This is a genomic window from Humitalea rosea, assembly GCF_003253705.1.
Lineage (GTDB): Bacteria > Pseudomonadota > Alphaproteobacteria > Acetobacterales > Acetobacteraceae > Humitalea > Humitalea rosea.
Window position 1 is genome coordinate 1 of record NZ_QKYU01000021.1, and the last position, 18,213, is coordinate 18,213.

Below are 18,213 nucleotides of genomic sequence, written 5' to 3' on the forward strand. Positions count from 1 at the left end.
GGGAATGACCCCCAAGCGTCTCGCGGCGACCCTCTCCCAGCTACCGACGCGCAACCTTAGCCAGGAGGCGCGGCGATGAGTGGAGGAGTTACAAGCGACGCCGGCAATGAGGACGACGACCTTGCCGCCGCCTGGGGCGCCTCGCTGGAGGAGGAGCCGGCGCCGGATGCCCCGCCCTTGCAGGTCGATGCCGCCAAGGTCCTGAACCAGCAGGAGATCGACAGCCTGCTCGGCTTCGGCGGCGGGGATGCCGGCGGCGACAAGACGGGGATGGAACGGATCATCCAATCCGGCCTCGTCTCCTACGAACGCCTGCCGATGCTGGAGATCGTGTTCGACCGGCTGGTGCGGCTGCTTTCGACCACCTTGCGCAACTTCACCTCGGACAATGTCGAGGTGTCGCTGGATGGCATGTCCTCGCTGCGCTTCGGCGACTATCTGGATTCGATCCCGCTGCCGGCGATGCTGGCGGTGTTCAAGGCCGATGCCTGGGACAACCACGGGCTGCTCGTGGTGGATTCCGCCCTGATCTATTCGGTGGTGGACGTCCTGCTCGGCGGCCGCCGGGGCACCGCGGCGATGCGGATCGAGGGCCGGCCCTATACCACCATCGAACGCACCTTGGTGGAACGCCTTGTGGTGGTGGTGCTCGCGGATCTGAGTGCGGCCTTCGCGCCCATCGCCAATGTCACCTTCCGCTTCGAGCGGCTGGAGACCAATCCGCGCTTCGCCGCGGTCAGCCGCCTGTCCAACGCGGCGGTGCTGTCGCGCCTGCGCGTGGATATGGAGGATCGCGGCGGCAAGATCGAATTGCTGATGCCCTATGCGACCCTGGAGCCGGTGCGCGACCTGCTGTTGCAGCAGTTCATGGGCGAGAAATTCGGCCGCGACAGCATCTGGGAAAACCATCTGGCGGAGGAGCTGCGCTCGACCGAGGTCGCGCTCGACATCGTGCTCGACCAGCAGACCATGCCGCTGTCCGACATGCTGAACCTCAAGGTCGGCGACCGGATGCTGCTGGCGGCGATGCCCGGTGCGCCGGTGCGGCTGCAGTGCGGCGAGATCGCGCTGTTCGAGGGCGAGCTTGGCCGGCGCGACGCCCGGATCGCGGTGAAGATCGGCCGCGAATTGCCGCGCCGCAAGGATGGCGCGGCGGGTGCCGCGTTGCGGGAGGTGGCATGACCGCGCTCGAATGGGGGGTGCAGGCGCTGCTGCTGGGCCTGCTCGGGGTGGCGCTGCCCTTCCTGTTGCGGCTGGAGCGGCAGCTTCGCGCGATCCGCGCCGAACGCGGCGCCATGGCCGATGGCGAGGCCGGGCTGCGGCAGGCGAGCGAGGCGGCCGAATCCGCTGCGCTGCGGCTGCGCGCGGTCGCCGATGGCGCCGGGCGCGGGCTGGCGGAACGGGTCGCCAAGGCCGAGCCGCTGCGCGACGACCTCCGCTTCCTGACCGAACGCGCGGAGGCGCTGGCCGATCGGCTGGATGGGCTGGTCCGTGCGGCGCGTCCGCTTGCGCCGGCGCGGGCTGTGGCCGCGGAGCCACCGCAGGCCGAGCGCGTGCCCAGCCAGGCGGAGCGCGACCTGATGCGCGCCCTCGGCATCACCCGATGAGGCCGCGATGGCGGCCGCGGCTGCTGCCGCTGGCGATCGCGGCGACGGCGGGGCTCTTGCTGGTCAAGGCCGAGACGCTGCTGCGCGGCGGCGCGTCCCAGGCGCCGATGGCGGCGCTGGCCTCGGAGCCCGCGCCCGCGCCGGCCGCGGCGCCGCCCCCGCCGCCTGCCCCCCCCGCCGCCCCGGACCCGGAGCAGATCGCCGAACGCGCCTTGCTCGAATCGCTGCGCGCCCGCCGCCTGGAGCTGGACCGGCGCGAGGCCGCGATGGCGGCGCGGGAGGCGGTGCTGGCCGTGGCGGAACGGCGGCTGGACACCCGGATCGAGGCGATGGCCGAGCAGCAGCGCCAATTGGCCGCCATCGAGCGCAGCCGCACCGAACGCGAGGACGGCGCCTGGCGCAGCCTCGTGAAGACCTATGAGGGCATGCGCCCCACCGCCGCCGCCGGGATACTGGAGGGGCTGGAGATGTCGGTGCTGGTCGAGATCATGGACCGCATGGGCGAACGCCGCGCCGGCCCGATCCTGGCCGCGATGCGCGCGGAACGGGCGCGGGAGGTGACGGGCGAGCTCGCGCGCCACCGCATGCCGCGACCGCAACGCTGATGCTCAGGAAGTCTTCACCATCGGCATGGTCCATTGGCCAGCCGGACTCGCGCTGGCGGAGCTCCGGCGGCGGAGCAGCGTGGGGCCACAGGAGCATGCGATGGACAAGAACCTGAACGTACTGATCGTCGATGATTACAAGACGATGCTGCGGATCATCCGAAACCTGCTCAAGCAGCTCGACTTCGACAATGTCGATGAGGCATCGGATGGCGCCGAGGCGCTGGCCAAGCTGCGCGCGGGCAATTTCGGCCTGGTGATCAGCGACTGGAACATGGCGCCGATGACGGGCCTTGATCTGCTCAAGGAAGTTCGCGCCGACACCCGTCTGAACAAGACGCCCTTCATCATGATCACCGCCGAAAGCAAGACCGAGAATGTGGTCGCGGCGAAGCAGGCGGGGGTGTCGAACTACATCGTGAAGCCCTTCAACGCTGAAACCCTGCGCGAGAAGATCGAGAAGGTGCTGGGCAATGCCTGACGGTGCTGCATTGGGCGGCGTTTCGCCGCAGATGGTCGAGGCCGCGGTACGCGAGGTCCTCGGCACGATGAACGGCGACCTGACGGTCAAGGAAGCCGCGCTGCTGGCCGAGCTGGAAGCGCTCGGCCGCACCGTGCGCCGCGCCAAGGCGGAGATCGCGGCACTCAGCCCGCAGGACCTGGGCGCCAGCCACATCCCCGCCGCCTCGGATGAGCTGGACGCCGTGGTGAGCCACACCGCGACGGCGACCAATGAGATCCTGGATGTCTGCGAGGGGCTGGAACGGCTCCAGGCCGGGCTGACGGGTGCTGCGGCCGAGGCGCTGGGCACCGCCGTCACCCGCATTTATGAGGCCTGCTCCTTCCAGGACGTCACCGGGCAACGCATCGCCAAGGTCGTCACCGCGCTCAAGACGATCGAGGCGCGGATCAATGCGGTGCAGACCGGATTCTCACCCGCGCTGCCGGTCGCGGCAGCGCCACCGCCGCCACCGCCCGCCGGCCGGACCGAGGGCGAGCGCCTCGCCAACGGGCCGCAGCTTCCCGGCGCTGGCGTGTCGCAGGACGAGATCGACCGCCTGCTCGCGAGCTTCGACTGATGCGCCGGCTGGTCGCGCTGCTGCTGCTGCTGTCGGGGCCGCTTTTGGCCGAGACGCCGGATCGCATCGCGGTCCGGGTCGGGGACCATCCCGGACATGGCCGCATCGTGCTCGACTGGCCGCGCCAGGTGGTCTTCCGCAGCGAGCGTGACGGCACGGCGCTGCGCCTGTTTTTCACGGCACCCGAAGCAGTGGATGTCGCCGGCGCCCGGCGCCCGCCGCGCAATGTGCGGGCGGTGGCGACGATCCCTGGTGGCGTCGAGATCACCCTCGCCCCGGGGGTTGAGCCGCGGGTGTTTCGCCTCGGCGGGCGGATCGTGATCGATGCCCTGAATGCGTCGGCCACTGATGCCGCCCCTGCCGTGGAGGCCCCGGCCCCGGCCCCGGCGCCGCCCGCCCGGCGCCTCGCACGGGCACCGGCCGCCCGGCCGGCACCTGCCATTGTGCCCGTGGCGGCCGAGCCGGCGCCCGTGCCTGTGGTGACCGCCACGCCGCTGCCGCCGCCCGGCCCCGTTTCCCCGGCGCGGGTCGCGACCGTCGAACCGCCGCCAGCGCCACGGTCGCCGGCGGCGATCCCGCTCGGGCATCCCGCGCCGGGCGTCTTCCTGCTTACCCTCACGCCGCCGCCCGCGGTCGCGGTGCTGCGTCGGGGGGGCGAAATGCTGGTGCTGTTCGACCGCGCGCTGCCGCTCGACCTCGCCGCGCTGCGCGCCGATCCGCTGCTGGAACCGGCCGTGGTCGCCCCGTTGCCGGGGGCGGTGCTGCTGCGGCTGCCGGTGGCGGAGGGCGCCGGGCTGCGCGCGACGCGGGCAGGGGATGAATGGCGTTTCGAGGTGCTGCCGGTCGCGGCGGCGCCCGCGCCGATGCGGCTGGATGCGGCGCCGGGACCGCCGGCGCGCCTGGCATTGCAGGCTGCCATGGCCGGGCGGGTGGTGGCGCTGACCGATCCGTTGACCGGGCTGCCGATGCTGGTGGGCACCATGCTCGGCACCGGCGAAGGCCCCGGCCAGGGCATGCCGCAAGGCCGCCGCCTGCCTGAGGCCGAGATGCTGCCGAGCCTGCTTGGACTCGCTGTGCTGGCGCGGGCCGAAACCGTGACGCTGGTCGCGCTGACCGACCGCTTCCTGCTGGGCGCCGGCCCTGATGGGTTGCGCCTCGGTCCCGCCGCAGGGGAGGGCCCGCCGGCCGCCGCCGCCGCCATGACCCGCAGCTTCGACATTCCCGGCGGCACCGCCGCAAGCCTGTCCGAACGCCTGCGGGCACAAGGCGCGGGGCTGGCAGTGGCGGCACCGCTCACGCGCGGGCCGCTGCGCCTCGCCGCCGCCGAGACCCTGATGGCGCTGGGCCAGCCGCAGGAAGCCCAGGCGATGCTGGCGATCGCGTTGCAGGAAGACCCCCGTGCCGGTCGCGACGCCCGCATCATCGCCTTGCAGGCCGCCGCGGCCCTGCTGTCCGGCCGGTTGAGCGAGGCGGCCGCGCTGGCGACCACCACCCTGGCCGCTTCCGATGAGGCGACGCTGTGGCGCGCCGTGCTGGCGGCGGCGCGGGGGGAGGCGGCGACCGCAGCGCCCGGCATCGCCGCGAGCCTGCCGCTGCTCGCGGCCTATCCGGAACCGCTGCGGCTGCGGCTGCTGCCCCATGCCGCCGAGGCGCTGGTGGAGGGCGGCGCCCCCGCCGCCGCCGAACGTCTGTTGCAGGACGCGCCGGACCTGCCGGCGCTGCGGCTGGTCCGCGCCAGGCTGAACGAGACCCAGGGCCATCTGGCCGAGGCGCTGGCGGGTTATGACGAGGTGGCGCGTGGCCGTGACCGTCTCGCGCGGGCCGAGGCGCTGCGCCGCTCGGTCGAGCTGCGCCTGCAAACCGGGGCGCTGGACGCCGCCGGGGCGGCGGCGGCGCTGGATGCCGCGCTCTTCGCCTGGCGGGGCGATGGTCGGGAGATCGCGGCGCGGGAGCGGGTGGCGGCCTTGCAACTCCAGGCGGGCGCGCCCCGCGCGGCACTGGCGCTGTTGCAGGAGAGTGCCACGCTCTTCCCCGATCGCGCCGAGGCGTTGCGTCCGGCCATCGCCACCGCCTTCCTGGCCGCGCTGGAGGCCGAGCCGGCCCTGGCCGCCGCCGCCCTGTTCGAGACGGAGCGCGCGCTGCTGCCGGACGGGCCGGCCGGCACGCGGGCGCTCGCTCGCCTGGCCGGGCGGCTCGCGGCCATGGAACTCGGCGATCGCGCCGGGGCCCTGCTGATCCAGGCGATGGCGCGGGCGGATGCGCCGGCCCGGGCGGCGCTGGGGCTGCGCCTTGCCATGCTGCGGCTGGAGGATCGCGATGCCGCCGGCGCGCTGACGGCGCTGGAAGAGTCGCGGGCCACGGGCCTCGATCCCGTGCTGGTTCTGGAGCGCGCCCGAATCCAGGCGCGTGCCCTGGCGGCGCATGCCGATCTGCCGGGGGCGCTGGCGCTGCTGCGCGGGCTTGGCCTGCCGGGGGCGGATCTGGTCGCCGAATTGCTGGCCGAGGCGCAGGACTGGCCGGGCGCGGCCACAGCCCTGGGCGATCTGGTCGCCGCCCTGCCGGCCGGGCCGCTGGGCGCGGAGCCGCAGCGCCTGCTGTTGCGCGCCGCCGCCGCCGCCCTGCTGGCCGGCGAGGAGGCGCGCACGGCCGCCCTGGCCGCGGGCTTTGCCGAGCGGATGGCCGAGACGCCTCTGGCCCTTGCTTTCGCGCGGTTGACCGGCGATCCCGCCACCGCCCTGCTGGAGCTGCCGCGGCTGACCCGCGAACTCGATCTTTTCCGAAATCCCCCCGCTCGACTGGAGGCATTGCGGGCTGGCGGCCCGGTTGCGCGGTGAGTGTCGCGTCCGGCACGGGGGACACCCGCGTTTTTTTCGGTGAGCTTGGGGCAATATTCACTTGCGTCCCACCCCCCCCTGCTTCATACGACCGCTCCGCCGCTGATGGCGTTTTCTCAACCGACCGAACGCGACGACGAACAGCCTGATCACCCGGGTTCATGGGGGGTCTAGGGGCCAAGACGACACGCGGGGGGTCATCTACTGGTGGAAAGGGGTCCTGATGGACACTCTCATGTCTCCGCTGGGGATGGTCTCGGGCTTCCCGAGCGACACCCACGTTTCCCAATCTGACGAGCAGAAGGACTGGTTCGTCCAGAAAGACGGCATGAAATTTGCCGGCACGCATCTGATCATCGACCTCTGGGGCGCCACCAACCTTGGCGACCCGGCGCATATCGATGCCGTGCTGCGTGAGGCCGCGATCAAGACCGGCGCGACCATCCTGCACGGGCATTTCCACCACTTCTCGCCCAATGGCGGGGTGTCGGGCGTGCTGGTGCTGGCCGAGAGCCATGTCTCCATCCACACGTGGCCGGAGCGCGATTTCGCCGCGTTGGACATTTTCGTCTGCGGCGATTGCGATCCCTACAAGGCGATCCCGGTGCTCAAGCGCGGCTTCCTGCCGGAGCGCGTGACGCTCGGCGAGCACCGCCGCGGGATGACCATTCTCGAAGACTGACACAAGTCTGTAGCGTGACGAACCGGGGGCGGGCCGTGCAAAGGTCCGCCCTCTCTTTGTGTGGAACCGTGCGATGACTGATTCCTGGGTCAACGAAACCCTCTACGAGGCCTGGGGCCAGCGCTTCAAGGTTAAGCGCGAGTTGGCGCGGGTGCAGTCCGAATTCCAGGACATCATGATCTTCGAGTCCTACAGCCACGGCCGCGTGATGCTGCTGGACGGCGTGGTGCAGATCACCGAGGCGGATGAGTTCGTCTACCAGGAGATGCTGACCCATGTGCCGCTGCTGGCGCATGGCGACGCGAAGCGTGTGCTGATCATCGGCGCCGGTGACGGCGGCGTGCTGAAGCGCGTGCTGCAGCACCGCAACGTCGAACGCGCGGTGATGGTCGAGATCGACGGCGAGGTCATCCGTCTCTGCAAGGAACACATGCCGGGCATTTCGGGCGATGCCTGGAACGATCCGCGCGCCGAGGTCATCGTCGGCGACGGCATCGACTATGTGCGCCGTGCCGAGGCTGGTTCCTTCGATGTCGTCATCGTGGACAGCACCGATCCGATCGGCGTGGGTGAGGTGCTCTTCACCGACGAGTTCTACGCCAATGCGGCGCGGCTGCTGTCGGATCGTGGCGTCATCGTCAACCAATGCGGCGTGCCGGCGATGCAGGCCGAGGAACTGGCCGAAACCTCGCTGCGCCGGGGCCGCGTCTTTGCCGACATCTGGGCCTATGTCGCCGCGGTGCCGACCTATGTCGGCGGCTACATGACGCTCGGCTGGTCCGCCAAGGATGCATCCATGCGCGAAGCCTCGGCCGAGACGATCAAGGCGCGGGCGGAAGCGGCCGGCATCCTGGGGCTGACGCGCTACTGGACGCCAAAAATCCATGTCGCGGCCTTCGAACTGCCGCCCTATATCGCCGAGCATCTGCCGAAGGCGTAGCGCCCGTCAGGCAATCGCGCGGTCGCCCGGCTGCAGCCCGCGCAGCCGGGCCTCGCGAAAGCGTTCGCCGAAGACGTCGAACAGCGAACTGCCGAGCCCGTTGCGCGCGGTCTCGAAGGTCTTGATCGCGACCGCGTCGGCGGGATCGGCCAGCGCCTTGGCCTCGGCGTCGCGGATGGTGCGGACTTCCTCGTTCAGCCGTTTCGCGGCCTCGCGCGGCAGCGCCTTGCCGGCGACATAGACCACCTGGCTGATCCCGATCAGGTAGTTGAGCTGTTCGGGAATCCGGAAATTCTCCAGATCCCCGGTGCCGTAGATCACCAGCGCCGCCGCGGCGAAAAGGCTGAAGGCCAGCGCCTGCACCCGGGTCACGTCGATCTCGCCCTCGGCCGCCAGCAGATCCTGCCAGTGCGGCTGGCGGGGCGAGGAATCCAGCACGCCGGTGCCGAGCAGCCAGAGCCGGTTGGGCGTCTCCAGCACCGGCCCGTCGGTCACCCGCGCCAGGGTCGAGCCGGTCAAGGTGATGCCGAGCAAGGTGAGCACCGTGGGCGAGAGATTGGGCAGCGCCCCCGTCCGCACCATCACATAGGCATAGACCCCGGCGATCACGAGCGTGAACAGAAGCACCTGGAACCGCGACAGGCTGCAGACGCCGAAGGCATCCTGCGAGATCACCGTGGGCATCAGCGCGAACCACCACCCCGGACGCTGGCTGCCATCCTCGGCGGGCTGGCGCATCAGTTCGATCTGGCGCGCATGGGTCCTCCGCGCCGTCAGCGCGAGGATCACATAGAGCGCCGCGAAGGCGCCGAACCCCAGCGCCGCCGAAAGGTTGAGGCTGGAGATGTAGAGCGGCACCCGGCCGAAGGCGCGGATCTGGCGGCGATCGTCGCGGCCGGGGTTGGCGCCGGTATCGGGATCGACGCAGACCAGGATCGCGACCTCCCAGCGTGAGGGCAGCCAGCCGATGTCGGTGTCCGGGATTTCGACCATGACCGTGGTGGTGGTGTCGGTGGGCGAGGGCGGCAGCGGGCGGCCGAGGCGCAGGTTGCGGGCATCGATGCCGGTGCGGGGCAGCGCGCTCGAATGGATCACCGCCTCGAACCAGGCGGCGCGCCAGTCGGCGGCGGAAATGGCCTCGGGGCGTGAGACGGTGAATTCCACCGTCGGCACCGCCTTGGCGGTTTGCTGCACGCCCTTGATCGCCAAGGTCGGGGCATTGCCGTTCAGGTAGCCCGCGACCTCATCGGCGAACATCCAGGGCCGTGGTGGATCGGCCGGCGGGGTGGGGCCGCAGCGGATGAACACATCCGTACCCGACGGCTGCGCCAGGACGGCGGCGGGCCACAGCACCAGCGCGATGATCGCAAGACGGAACAGGATCGGCCACATCGGCTCCCCTCCCTCGCGAACATGCTAGTGGCGTAACAATCAATATGTCCAGGACTTATGGTGCCAGGGCAAAGCCTTGCACGAGGCTGCCAGCGACCAGCCGCCAGCCATCGACGATCACGAAGAACACCAACTTGAACGGCAGCGCCACCACCGAGGGCGGCAGCATCATCATCCCCAGCGACATCAGGATCGAGGCGACCACGAGGTCGATGACGAGGAAGGGCAGGAACAGCAGGAAGCCGATCTCGAAGCCGCGTTTCAACTCGCTGACCATGAAGCCGGGCACCAACGCCCGCCAGGGGGCGGTGGCCGGGTCCTCGACCGCCGGCAGATGCGCCATGTCGAGGAACAGCGCGAGGTCGCTGTCCCGCACATTCGCCGCCATGAAGCGCCGGAAGGGTTCGGCGGCGGCGGTCAGCCCGTCCATCTCGCCGATGCGGCCCTCGGCCAGCGGCAGCAGCCCCGTCGTCCAGGCCTGTTCGAAGGTGGGCTGCATCACGAAGAAGGTCAGGAACAGCCCGAGCCCGACGAGCACCGGATTGGGCGGGATGCCGGGGGCACCGATCGCCGAGCGCAGCAGCGACAGCACGATGATGATCCGCGCGAAGGCGGTGACCATCACCAGCAGCGAAGGCGCCAGCGACAGCATCCCGATCAGCGCCGTCAACTGCACGAGGCGCGAGGTGGTGCCCGCCCCGCCGGCGGCCCCCATGTCCAGGGTCACGCTCTGCGCCAGGGCGGGGTCGGCGAGGCACAGGAAGGCCAGCGCCAGCAGCAGCGCCCTCATGGCAGCCAGCCCACCACCTGGTCGGTGGCGCCGCCGGTCAGCAGCACAACCTCTCGCCCGTCGCAGCGCACCAGCAGCAGCCGGCGCCTGGGGTCCAGCGCCAGGCTGTCCTGGATGGCGAGCCGTCGCGGGCCGCTGCGTGGCGCGGCCTGGCCGAGGCCGAAGCGCCGCGCGGCGCGGCCCAGCAGCAGCAGCAGCGCCACCATCCCCGCCAGTGCCCCGGCGGCGAGCAGCCAGGGCAGGGTATCCATGTCGGTCATCGGCAAAGGCCCTTTTGGCCAGGGTGGCGGGATCAGTCGGGGCGTAGCGCCATGCTCAGCGTGTCGAGCCGCGGCAGTAGTGCTGCCAGGGCGCCGCGAAGCTGCGGCACGGTCTCGGCCGGGCAGATCGCGGCGGCGGCGCAGAGCCGCGCGGCCTCCTGCTCCAGCCCGGCGAGATCGACGCGCCGGCCGGCGACGACGAGGCCGAGGGCGATGCTCAGCATGGCATCCAGCGTTTCGGCGGCGGCCAGCACCGCCGCCGCGGGGGTGTCGCGCCCGGAGTTCGGGGGAGGGTCGTCTCTCGGCATGGGCGGCAGTCTCTGCCGGGTATGGTTGACACTTCCTTGCCGAGACCGGCGGCGGGGCATCAACCCTTTCTTCACCCGGGGCCGCCAAGGTGGCCGCCATGCAGACCGCGAGCCCCGCCGCCGATCCGATCGCCCTGGCCGAATCCCGCCTGCGCTGGCTGGACCGCCGCCAGACGGTGCTGGCCCAGAACATCGCCAATGCGGATACGCCAAACTACGTCCCGCGCGACATCGCGCCCTTCGCCGCCGCCCTGGCGCGCAGCGGGGTGGAGCCGGTGCGGACTAATGCGCGGCACCTTGGCCCGACCCGGGGTGCCAATGGCGCCCGGCCGGACCGGAGCGCCGAGCGCGAGCCCAATGGCAATGCCGTCTCGCTCGACCAGCAGGCGTTGCTGGTCGCGGAAACCGACCAGGCGCATGCGCTGGCCTTCACCCTGCACCACCGGATGATGGGCCTGTTCCGCATCGCCCTGGGCCGGCAGGGCTAACCGGCAAGGCTAACCGGCAAGGCTAACAGGAGCAGCACATGGATCTCGATCGCGCCCTGACCATCTCCGCCGCCGGCATGCGCGCGCAATCCGCGCGGCTGCGCGTGGTGGCGGAGAATATCGCCAATCGCGAAAGCACCGGCACCACCCCGGGGGCCGAGGCCTATCGCCGCAAGACCGTCACCTTCGGCAACCGGCTGGACCGGGCGCTGGGGACGGAGACGGTGCGCGTCTCCCGCGTCGGGCGGGACCGGAGCGAGATGCCGACGCGCTTCGACCCCTCGCATCCCGCCGCCGACGCCAATGGCTATGTCAGCCTGCCGAATGTGGACAGCATGGTGGAGACGATGGACATGCGCGAGGCCCAGCGCTCCTACAACGCCAACCTTGCTGTGCTGGACATCACCCGCGGCATGCTGTCCCGCGCGATCGAGAGCCTGCGCTGATGGCGATCACCGCGGCGGGGGCGGCGGCGCTCTACCGGGCGGCGGCGAATCCGGCCGGGGGCTCGGTCGGCGAAAGCGGCGGCACGCCTTCCTTCGGCCAGGCGATGAGCCGGGCGATGGAACAGGGGGTGGAACTCGGCCATGGCGCCGATGTCGCGGCGAGCCAGGCGCTGACCGGGCAGGGCAGCGTCACCGATGTGGTGCTGGCGGTGGGGCGCGCGGAGCTTGCGTTGCAAACCGCCGTCGCGGTGCGGGACCGCGTGGTCGGCGCCTATCAGGAAATCATGCGGATGCCGGTCTGACCCGACCGGCCTGCCGCAGGAGGCGGCGCGGCCATGTTCAGCGAATCGACCGGGGATGCGCTCGCCGCCAGCACGCGTGAGGCGATGTGGGTGCTGTTGCAGATCGCGGCCCCCCCGTTGCTGGCGTTGCTGGCGATCGGGCTGGTCGTCTCGGTCTTCCAGGCGCTGACCCAGATCCAGGAAGCCTCGCTCGCCTTCCTGCCGAAGCTGGTGGCCACGGGGGCGGTGCTGCTGCTGATGGGCCCCTTCATGACCGGCGTGCTGCGCGCCTATACCGAGGGGCTGTTCGACCGGATCATCGCGATCGGCGGGGCCGGGTGATCGAGGCCGCCTTCCTTGCGGAGCTGCCGGTCCTCGCCTTCCAGGCGCTGCTGGTCTTTGCCCGGGTGGGGGCGGCGGTGATGGTGCTGCCGGGCCTCGGCGAACAGGAAATCCCGGGCCCGGTCCGGCTCGGCATCGGGCTGTGCCTGGTGCCGCTGGTGCTGGGGCCGATCGCCGGGACGCTGCCTTCCGCACCCGATTCGGCGGTGATCGCGGTGCGGCTGGTGGCGATCGAGGTGCTGATCGGGCTCTGGCTCGGCGGCATCGCGCGGCTGCTGGTGATGGCACTCGCGATCGGAGGCCAAGTCGCCGCGGCGATGATGGGGCTCGCCTCGGTGCTGGTGCCGGATGCCTCCTTCGGCGCGCAATCCTCGGCGCTGTCGCGGCTGATGGGGCTACTCGCGGCGGTCATGATGTTGAGCAGCGGGCTTTTCGCGCTGCCGCTGATGGCGCTGGTGAACTCCTATGCGGTGCTGCCGGCCGGCACCGGCTTCCCGGCCGGGCCGGCCGCCGAGGCCCTGGCCGCCGCCGGCTCCGCCAGCCTGGAGCTGGCGCTGCGCCTGGCCGCGCCCTTCATCCTGGGCGGTGTGGTGCTGAATATCGCGCTGGGGCTGCTGGCGCGGCTGGCGCCCTCGATCCAGGTCTATTTCGTCGCCGCACCGGGGCAGATCCTGGCGGGAATCGCGCTGGTCGGGCTGCTGCTGCCGGCGATGCTCGGGGTCTTCGCCGAGGCGCTGCGGGCCGGCTTCGCCGATTTGCCCGGGGCAGGCTGAGCCATGGCCGAGGGGGAGGGCGCCGACAAGACAGAAGCCCCCTCGCAACGCCGGCTCGACCGGGCGCAGGAGGAAGGCCAGGTCGCGCTGTCGAAGGAGGCGGTGGGCTTCCTCGGGCTGCTGTTCGGCGCGATCGCCGCGGCGACGGTGCTGCCGGGATTGGGGCAGGATCTGCTGAAGGGGCTGCGCGGCATCCTCGCCCGCAGCCATGAACTGGGTTGGCAGCAGGCGCTGCCCGAACTCGCCTGGCTCGCCTTCCTCGCGGTGGCCCCGATCGCGGGGCTGGCGTCGCTGGGGGCCGTGGCCGCGACCCTGGCGCAGACGGGGGGCGTGGTCTCGGCGCGGAACATGGTGCCGAGCCTCGGCAAGCTCTCGCCGCTGGCCGGGCTGGGGCGAATCCTGGGGCCGAATGGCGCGCTGGAACTGCTGCGCACGGTGCTGAAGCTCGCGGTGGTGGGTGGCGCGCTTTGGTATGTCGCGGGGGACAGCGCGCCGCTGCGCGCGGCCATGCAATTGGGCGCGGGGGCGCTGCTGGGGCTGGTGGGCGACCTGGCGGTGCGGCTGGTCGCCGCGGCCCTGGTGGTGCTGGCCGCGATCGCCGTGCTGGATGTGGTGCTGGTGCGGCTGCGGCATGTGAACAAGCTGCGGATGAGCCGCCAGGACCTGAAGGAGGAATCGCGCGAGAGCGACGGCGACCCGATGGTGAAGGGGCGCCAGAAGGCGATCCGCATGCAGAAGGCGCGGCAGCGGATGATGACCGCGGTGCCGCGCGCCTCGGTCGTCATCACCAACCCGACCCATTACGCGGTCGCCCTGGCCTATGACCCCGGCGAGGGCGCGGCACCGCGCGTGGTCGCCAAGGGCGCTGATGCCGTGGCCGCCCGGATCAGGGAGATCGCGAAGGAGGCGGGCGTGCCGCTGGTCGCCAACCCGCCCTTGGCCCGCGCCTTGTTCCGGATCGAGTTGGACCAGGAAATCCCCGCCGAACACTACCAGGCGGTGGCGGAGATCATCGCCTTCGTGATGCGCGCCCGTGGCGGCGGGGCCGCAGGCTAGAGCATGGTTCCTAGGCTGGCATGGTGTCAGCGCGGTCCCGCGCGCGCAGCTTGCGGCTGGCGGAGCGCAGCCGGCCGGCGCTTTCCCGCAGGCCTTCGCCGTCCAGCCGGTGGGCCGCGGCCTCGATTTCCGCCACCTCCTCAAGCGAGATGGCGACAGCCCAGGCCAAAGGCGTCGGCCCCAGCCGCCAACGCTTCTCGCGCTCGGCGCTCGGCACCTGTTCGAGGCTTCGGCAGACCTGATCGATGGCTTTGAGCAGGCGTTCGATGGTGCGGCGGCCACACCCCTGTATCGCCATCATCTCACGAACCGTGAGCCCGCCTTGGCTGGTGCTGAGCGAGAGTATGAGGCTAAGCGCCTGTGATAATTTTTCGTGCCGCGCTGGCATCCAAACTCCTCTCGCGCGAACAATGCTCCACTATGCCAGCATTGCGTGCAGCAAACCCAACGACGAAGTGTAAGGTGAATTCTTGCGGCATCGCAACATGATCCGCGCGGAAATCCAGGCAGACAAAGAAAAGCCCGCCAATCCAAGGGATTGACGGGCGAAGTTCAGGGAGGCTTCACGTCTGGGAGACGAAGGGTCCTAAGACCCTCATCCGGCTCATCACCGGATGGCTACAACCTATCCCGCCGTGCCGCGGTGAACAGCCGCCCAATGCCGCTGCCCGCCATGCGGAGATCGCATGACCTGGGGGAATGCCCCTCAGGATTGCAGGTTGGCGAGTTCCGTCACCAGGAAGTCCCGGAAGACCGAGACGCGCTTGGAATGCCGCATCTCCTCCGGATAGACGAAATAGGCCTCGACCTTGGGCGCCTTCAGATCCGGCAGCACCTGCACCAGATCGGCCAGCTCCGCCTCCATGTAGTCGGGCAAGGCGGCGAGGCCGAGGCCGCTGCGCACCGCCTGGAGCATCGCCGGCAGGCTGTTCACCTCGACCGCGGCGCGGCGGGGGGAATTGGTGCGGCGCCCGGCATCGGCCAGCCAGTTGATGTCCTCGACCGGCGGGCGATAGTCGCCATAGACGATCAGCCGATGGGCATCGAGATCCTCGGCCCGGAGCGGCATGCCGGCGCCCTTCAGATAGGAGGCCGAGCCCACGATCTTCCAGGAGAAGGTGGCGACATGGCGCTGGATCAGGTCGGGCTGGCGCGGCGGATGCATGCGAATCGCCACATCGGCCTCGCGCATCGCCAGATCGAGATCGGCATCGTCCAGCAGCAGCGTCACCGTGACATCCGGATTCGCGGCCATGAACTTCTGCAGGCGCGGGGCGAGCCAGGTGCTGCCGAAGCCGGTGGTGGTGGTGACCTTCAGCCGCCCCGCCGCGCGTTCGCGGCTTTCGGTCAGCAGCGCCTCGGTCATCGCGAGCTTGGCGAAGACCTCGCGCACCGTGCGGTTCAGCGTCTCGCCCTGTTCGGTGAGGATCAGCCCGCGCGCATGGCGGTGGAACAGGGGAACCGCGAGGCTCTCCTCCAGCGCCTGGATCTGCCGTGAGACGGCCGATTGCGACAGGTTCAGCGTTTCGCCCGCATGGGTGAAGGAGCCCGCCTCGGCGACCGCGTGAAAGACGCGAAGCTTGTCCCAGTCGAGCGGCATCAGGCGGCCTTTGCGTCTTGGTGGGTGGCGGCGGCTTCCAGAAACTTTTCCGCATCCAAGGCGGCCATGCAGCCGGTGCCGGCCGCGGTCACCGCCTGGCGGTAGATGCGGTCCTGCACATCGCCGGCGGCGAAGACGCCCTCGACACTGGTGCGGGTGGTGCCGGGGGCGGTGACGATATAGCCCTCGGCATCCATGGCGATCTGCCCCTTGAACACGGCGGTCGCGGGGTCGTGGCCGATGGCGACGAAGACACCCTCGATCGGGAATTCACGCCGCTCGCCGCCCTCGCGCGGACGCAGCGCCAGGGCGCGCACCGCCTGGCCGCGGCCGCGGGTCTCGCCCAGCACCTCCTCGACCACCGTGTCCCAGACCACGGTGACATTCGGCTTGGCGAAGAGGCGCTGTTGCAGGATGCGCTCGGCGCGGAACTGGTCGCGGCGGTGGATCACGGTGACGTGGGCGGCGAGGTTCGACAGGTACAGCGCCTCCTCCACCGCCGAATTGCCGCCGCCGATGACGGCGACGTTCTTGCCGCGGAAGAAGAAGCCGTCGCAGGTCGCGCAGGCGGAGACGCCGGAGCCCGACAGCGCCTGTTCGCCGGGGATGCCGAGCCAGCGGGCCTGGGCGCCGGTGGCGATGACGACCGATTCGGCCTCCCACCGGTCGCCCGAATCGCAGAGTGCCACGAAGGGGCGGGCGGAGAAATCGACCGAGGTCACGATGTCATGGGCGATGCTGGCGCCGACATGCTCAGCCTGGGCCTGCATCTGCTCCATCAGCCACGGGCCCTGGATCGCCTCGGCGAAGCCCGGGTAGTTCTCGACGTCGGTCGTGATGGTCAATTGCCCGCCGGGTTGCAGCCCTGCGAGAACCGCAGGTTTCAGCCCCGCCCGCGCGGCATAGATTGCCGCCGTGTAGCCGGCCGGACCGGCACCGATGACGAGAAGACGGGTGCGGTGTGTCGCGGCCACGGCAATTGGTTTCCTAAAACGTCGGCAATCTCAAACATATCGGGCAGAGCCATCACCATCGCAACCCGGGAGCCTTGAAGAGGCCCCTCAATGCAATGATATTGCGCCACTGGTGGAGTCCGCGCAATGAATCGTGATACTGGTGTCGCCGAACCTTCGCAACCGCACCAGGAATCTTGATGCGCCCCGAGTCGCCCGACGCGCTGGACGAGACCGACCGGCAGATCCTCGCGGAACTGCAGGCCGATGGCCGAATCACCAATGTCGAATTGGCCCGCCGGGTCGATCTTTCGGCCCCCCCCTGCCTGCGCCGCGTGCGCCGGCTGGAGGAGGCGGGGATCATCCGCGGCTACCACGCCGAGGTCACGCCGGCGGCGCTCGGATTCGAGATCACCTTCTTCGCCCTGGTCGGGCTGGAGACGCAGAAGCAGACCGTGCTGGACCGCTTCGAGGCGCTGGTCTGCGAATGGCCGGAGGTGCGCGAGTGCCACATGATCCGCGGCGGCGGCGATTTCCTCCTGCGCCTGGTCGCGCGCGATACCGCGCATGAGAATGAGCTGACCGGTCGCCTCACCTCCGCCGATACGGTGCAGCGGGTGCAGACCTTGCAGACCATCCGCACCGCCAAGGATGAGGCGGGCGTGCCTATCTGAGCACCTATCCGGGCGATAGAGGCGGCGCCCCTAGGCAAAGCCCCGGCGGTCGCCCAGCCTTACTCGTCCGGCGGTTCCCGCAACGACCCGGGCGGGAGGACGACATGTTCGACAATGCCTGGATCGTGGTGCCATCGCAGCAGACGGCGCTGATTGCCGACACGCCGGGCCTCACCGGCGCCTGTTTCGGCCTCGTCCGGGTCTGGGCCCAGCGGGTCATCGAGTTCCCGAATGAGACACCCCTGGTCCGGATGACCTGGCTGACGGGGCATGTCGCCGAGGCGATCGCCTACCAGCGGGAGTATGCCGCGATCAAGCACACGGCCGTCGCCAATTCCGTGGCGCTTGGGCTGCGGGAGCAGCGCGCGGTGGATGCCTATGGCGCCAGGATCGCCATGGCCGATGCCGAACTTCTGGTCGTGACCGATGCGCAAAGCCAGATCGTCTTCCACTCGCTGGAGCATTATTCGCCCCAGCCGACGCCGACCGGCGGCTATGCCGAGAACCGGAAATGGTTCTTCGAGAATGAGGAGGGCGAGATCAAGGCCAACACCGTCTATTTCTGGGACGTGGCGATGAACCCGCCGGGCGCGAATGACATGCAGCTCCATGCCTGCGTCAGCCGGCATCTGACCAATATGGGCGGGCCTGGCCGCTTCGCCTTCTACGATCCGAACCTGGGGGAGATGTCGATCCCCTGCGACGACTTCGACGAGTTCCTCAAGGGCTGGGTGATTCGCTACACCGAGGGCCTCACGGCGATGTTCATCGACCGGCTGACGCTGTTCCCGATGCGCCGTGCCTATCCCAGGCCCGCCGACGCCATCCCGCTGATCGCCGCCGCCTGGAATTCCAAATGGGGCCTCTGGCGGACCAAGAGCGCCGCCAGCATCCATGCCATGGCGCGGTTGCAGACGCTGGCGGGGAACCCCGCGCAGGCGGCGGTGCTGCGCGAGGCGATCCGCTGGTATGGCGGCCGCATCGCCGCCGATCCGGGGGGCACCCTGGCCACGCGGCATGGCGCGGCACCGGCCGCGGGGTCGAAGCTGCGGTCGCTGCTGGTCGCGCGCTTTGCGACCTACAGCTTCTTTTAGGGCCTGATT

At 70.4% G+C, this 18,213-nt stretch carries 23 protein-coding genes; 16 read left to right on the top strand and 7 right to left on the bottom strand.

Annotated features, from left to right (window positions below; genetic code table 11):
- The first annotated feature begins 75 nt into the window (after positions 1 to 75).
- The 8 genes from fliM to speE all read left to right on the top strand — a co-directional run bounded on the left by fliM (position 76) and on the right by speE (position 7,747).
- Positions 76 to 1,182, top strand: a complete 1,107-nt coding sequence (gene fliM, locus C8P66_RS16995) for a flagellar motor switch protein FliM (protein WP_111399480.1) — start codon at positions 76 to 78, stop codon at positions 1,180 to 1,182.
- Entirely contained in the window at positions 1,179 to 1,607 is a 429-nt protein-coding gene (locus C8P66_RS17000) for a DUF6468 domain-containing protein (protein WP_111399481.1), read from the top strand. The genes fliM and C8P66_RS17000 overlap by 4 nt, the downstream gene beginning before the upstream one ends.
- The gene (locus C8P66_RS17005; RefSeq protein WP_111399482.1) at positions 1,604 to 2,212 is read left to right on the top strand and encodes a MotE family protein; all 609 of its coding nucleotides are present in this window, start codon (positions 1,604 to 1,606) and stop codon (positions 2,210 to 2,212) included. Before C8P66_RS17000 ends, C8P66_RS17005 begins: the two co-directional genes overlap by 4 nt.
- 100 nt (positions 2,213 to 2,312) lie before the next feature.
- Complete coding sequence (locus C8P66_RS17010) at positions 2,313 to 2,693, top strand: chemotaxis response regulator CheY (protein WP_111399562.1); 381 nt, start codon at positions 2,313 to 2,315, stop codon at positions 2,691 to 2,693.
- Positions 2,686 to 3,291, top strand: coding sequence for a protein phosphatase CheZ (locus C8P66_RS17015; RefSeq protein WP_111399483.1), 606 nt, complete (start codon positions 2,686 to 2,688; stop codon positions 3,289 to 3,291). The genes C8P66_RS17010 and C8P66_RS17015 overlap by 8 nt, the downstream gene beginning before the upstream one ends.
- Entirely contained in the window at positions 3,291 to 6,125 is a 2,835-nt protein-coding gene (locus C8P66_RS17020) for a hypothetical protein (protein WP_111399484.1), read from the top strand. Before C8P66_RS17015 ends, C8P66_RS17020 begins: the two co-directional genes overlap by 1 nt.
- A gap of 223 nt (positions 6,126 to 6,348) precedes the next feature.
- Positions 6,349 to 6,807 carry an adenosylmethionine decarboxylase gene (gene speD / locus C8P66_RS17025; RefSeq protein ID WP_111399485.1) on the top strand — a complete coding sequence of 153 codons (459 nt, stop codon included), beginning with the start codon at positions 6,349 to 6,351 and terminating at the stop codon, positions 6,805 to 6,807.
- A gap of 73 nt (positions 6,808 to 6,880) precedes the next feature.
- On the top strand, positions 6,881 to 7,747 hold the full coding sequence (gene speE, locus C8P66_RS17030) for a polyamine aminopropyltransferase (protein WP_111399486.1): 867 nt from the start codon (positions 6,881 to 6,883) through the stop codon (positions 7,745 to 7,747).
- A 6-nt stretch (positions 7,748 to 7,753) separates the two neighbouring features.
- Here speE and C8P66_RS17035 read toward each other — a convergent pair whose 3' ends face one another.
- Genes C8P66_RS17035 through C8P66_RS17050 form a run of 4 tightly spaced genes read right to left on the bottom strand, consistent with a single transcriptional unit; the run spans position 7,754 to position 10,497 of the window.
- Positions 7,754 to 9,139: a hypothetical protein gene (locus tag C8P66_RS17035; RefSeq protein ID WP_111399487.1), complete on the bottom strand. Its 1,386-nt coding sequence runs from the start codon at positions 9,137 to 9,139 to the stop codon at positions 7,754 to 7,756.
- A 55-nt stretch (positions 9,140 to 9,194) separates the two neighbouring features.
- Complete coding sequence (gene fliP, locus C8P66_RS17040) at positions 9,195 to 9,929, bottom strand: flagellar type III secretion system pore protein FliP (protein WP_111399488.1); 735 nt, start codon at positions 9,927 to 9,929, stop codon at positions 9,195 to 9,197.
- Positions 9,926 to 10,189: a flagellar biosynthetic protein FliO gene (locus tag C8P66_RS17045; protein ID WP_245903641.1), complete on the bottom strand. Its 264-nt coding sequence runs from the start codon at positions 10,187 to 10,189 to the stop codon at positions 9,926 to 9,928. The genes fliP and C8P66_RS17045 overlap by 4 nt, the downstream gene beginning before the upstream one ends.
- A 32-nt stretch (positions 10,190 to 10,221) precedes the next feature.
- Positions 10,222 to 10,497 (bottom strand): hypothetical protein, encoded by a 276-nt coding sequence (locus tag C8P66_RS17050; RefSeq protein ID WP_146422923.1) that lies wholly within the window; start codon positions 10,495 to 10,497, stop codon positions 10,222 to 10,224.
- A 98-nt stretch (positions 10,498 to 10,595) separates the two neighbouring features.
- Between C8P66_RS17050 and C8P66_RS17055 the strand changes: the two genes are divergently transcribed.
- The 6 genes from C8P66_RS17055 to C8P66_RS17080 are packed head-to-tail and all read left to right on the top strand — an operon-like array spanning position 10,596 to position 13,883.
- Positions 10,596 to 10,985: a flagellar basal body protein gene (locus C8P66_RS17055; RefSeq protein WP_111399490.1), complete on the top strand. Its 390-nt coding sequence runs from the start codon at positions 10,596 to 10,598 to the stop codon at positions 10,983 to 10,985.
- Positions 10,986 to 11,023: 38 nt separating this feature from the next.
- Positions 11,024 to 11,431: a flagellar basal body rod protein FlgC gene (flgC, locus tag C8P66_RS17060; RefSeq protein ID WP_111399491.1), complete on the top strand. Its 408-nt coding sequence runs from the start codon at positions 11,024 to 11,026 to the stop codon at positions 11,429 to 11,431.
- Positions 11,431 to 11,733, top strand: coding sequence for a flagellar hook-basal body complex protein FliE (locus C8P66_RS17065; protein WP_111399492.1), 303 nt, complete (start codon positions 11,431 to 11,433; stop codon positions 11,731 to 11,733). Before flgC ends, C8P66_RS17065 begins: the two co-directional genes overlap by 1 nt.
- 33 nt (positions 11,734 to 11,766) lie before the next feature.
- A complete protein-coding gene (locus tag C8P66_RS17070; RefSeq protein WP_111399493.1) occupies positions 11,767 to 12,054 on the top strand; it encodes a flagellar biosynthetic protein FliQ in 288 nt (95 codons plus the stop codon).
- Positions 12,051 to 12,827 (top strand): flagellar biosynthetic protein FliR, encoded by a 777-nt coding sequence (locus tag C8P66_RS17075; protein ID WP_111399494.1) that lies wholly within the window; start codon positions 12,051 to 12,053, stop codon positions 12,825 to 12,827. Before C8P66_RS17070 ends, C8P66_RS17075 begins: the two co-directional genes overlap by 4 nt.
- A gap of 3 nt (positions 12,828 to 12,830) precedes the next feature.
- Positions 12,831 to 13,883 (top strand): EscU/YscU/HrcU family type III secretion system export apparatus switch protein, encoded by a 1,053-nt coding sequence (locus C8P66_RS17080; protein WP_111399495.1) that lies wholly within the window; start codon positions 12,831 to 12,833, stop codon positions 13,881 to 13,883.
- Between the two features lie 10 nt (positions 13,884 to 13,893).
- Here the strand turns inward: C8P66_RS17080 and C8P66_RS17085 are convergent, their stop codons facing one another.
- The 3 genes from C8P66_RS17085 to trxB form a co-directional block, all read right to left on the bottom strand.
- Positions 13,894 to 14,271, bottom strand: a complete 378-nt coding sequence (locus C8P66_RS17085; RefSeq protein ID WP_146422924.1) for a hypothetical protein — start codon at positions 14,269 to 14,271, stop codon at positions 13,894 to 13,896.
- Positions 14,272 to 14,589: 318 nt separating this feature from the next.
- Positions 14,590 to 15,483, bottom strand: coding sequence for a LysR family transcriptional regulator (locus C8P66_RS17090; RefSeq protein WP_111399497.1), 894 nt, complete (start codon positions 15,481 to 15,483; stop codon positions 14,590 to 14,592).
- Entirely contained in the window at positions 15,483 to 16,457 is a 975-nt protein-coding gene (trxB, locus tag C8P66_RS17095; RefSeq protein WP_111399498.1) for a thioredoxin-disulfide reductase, read from the bottom strand. Before trxB ends, C8P66_RS17090 begins: the two co-directional genes overlap by 1 nt.
- A gap of 179 nt (positions 16,458 to 16,636) precedes the next feature.
- On the opposite strand from trxB, the gene C8P66_RS17100 reads away from it, so the two are divergent.
- Complete coding sequence (locus C8P66_RS17100) at positions 16,637 to 17,110, top strand: Lrp/AsnC family transcriptional regulator (protein ID WP_111399499.1); 474 nt, start codon at positions 16,637 to 16,639, stop codon at positions 17,108 to 17,110.
- Positions 17,111 to 17,214: 104 nt separating this feature from the next.
- Complete coding sequence (locus C8P66_RS17105; RefSeq protein WP_111399500.1) at positions 17,215 to 18,204, top strand: hypothetical protein; 990 nt, start codon at positions 17,215 to 17,217, stop codon at positions 18,202 to 18,204.
- Positions 18,205 to 18,213: the final 9 nt, after the last annotated feature.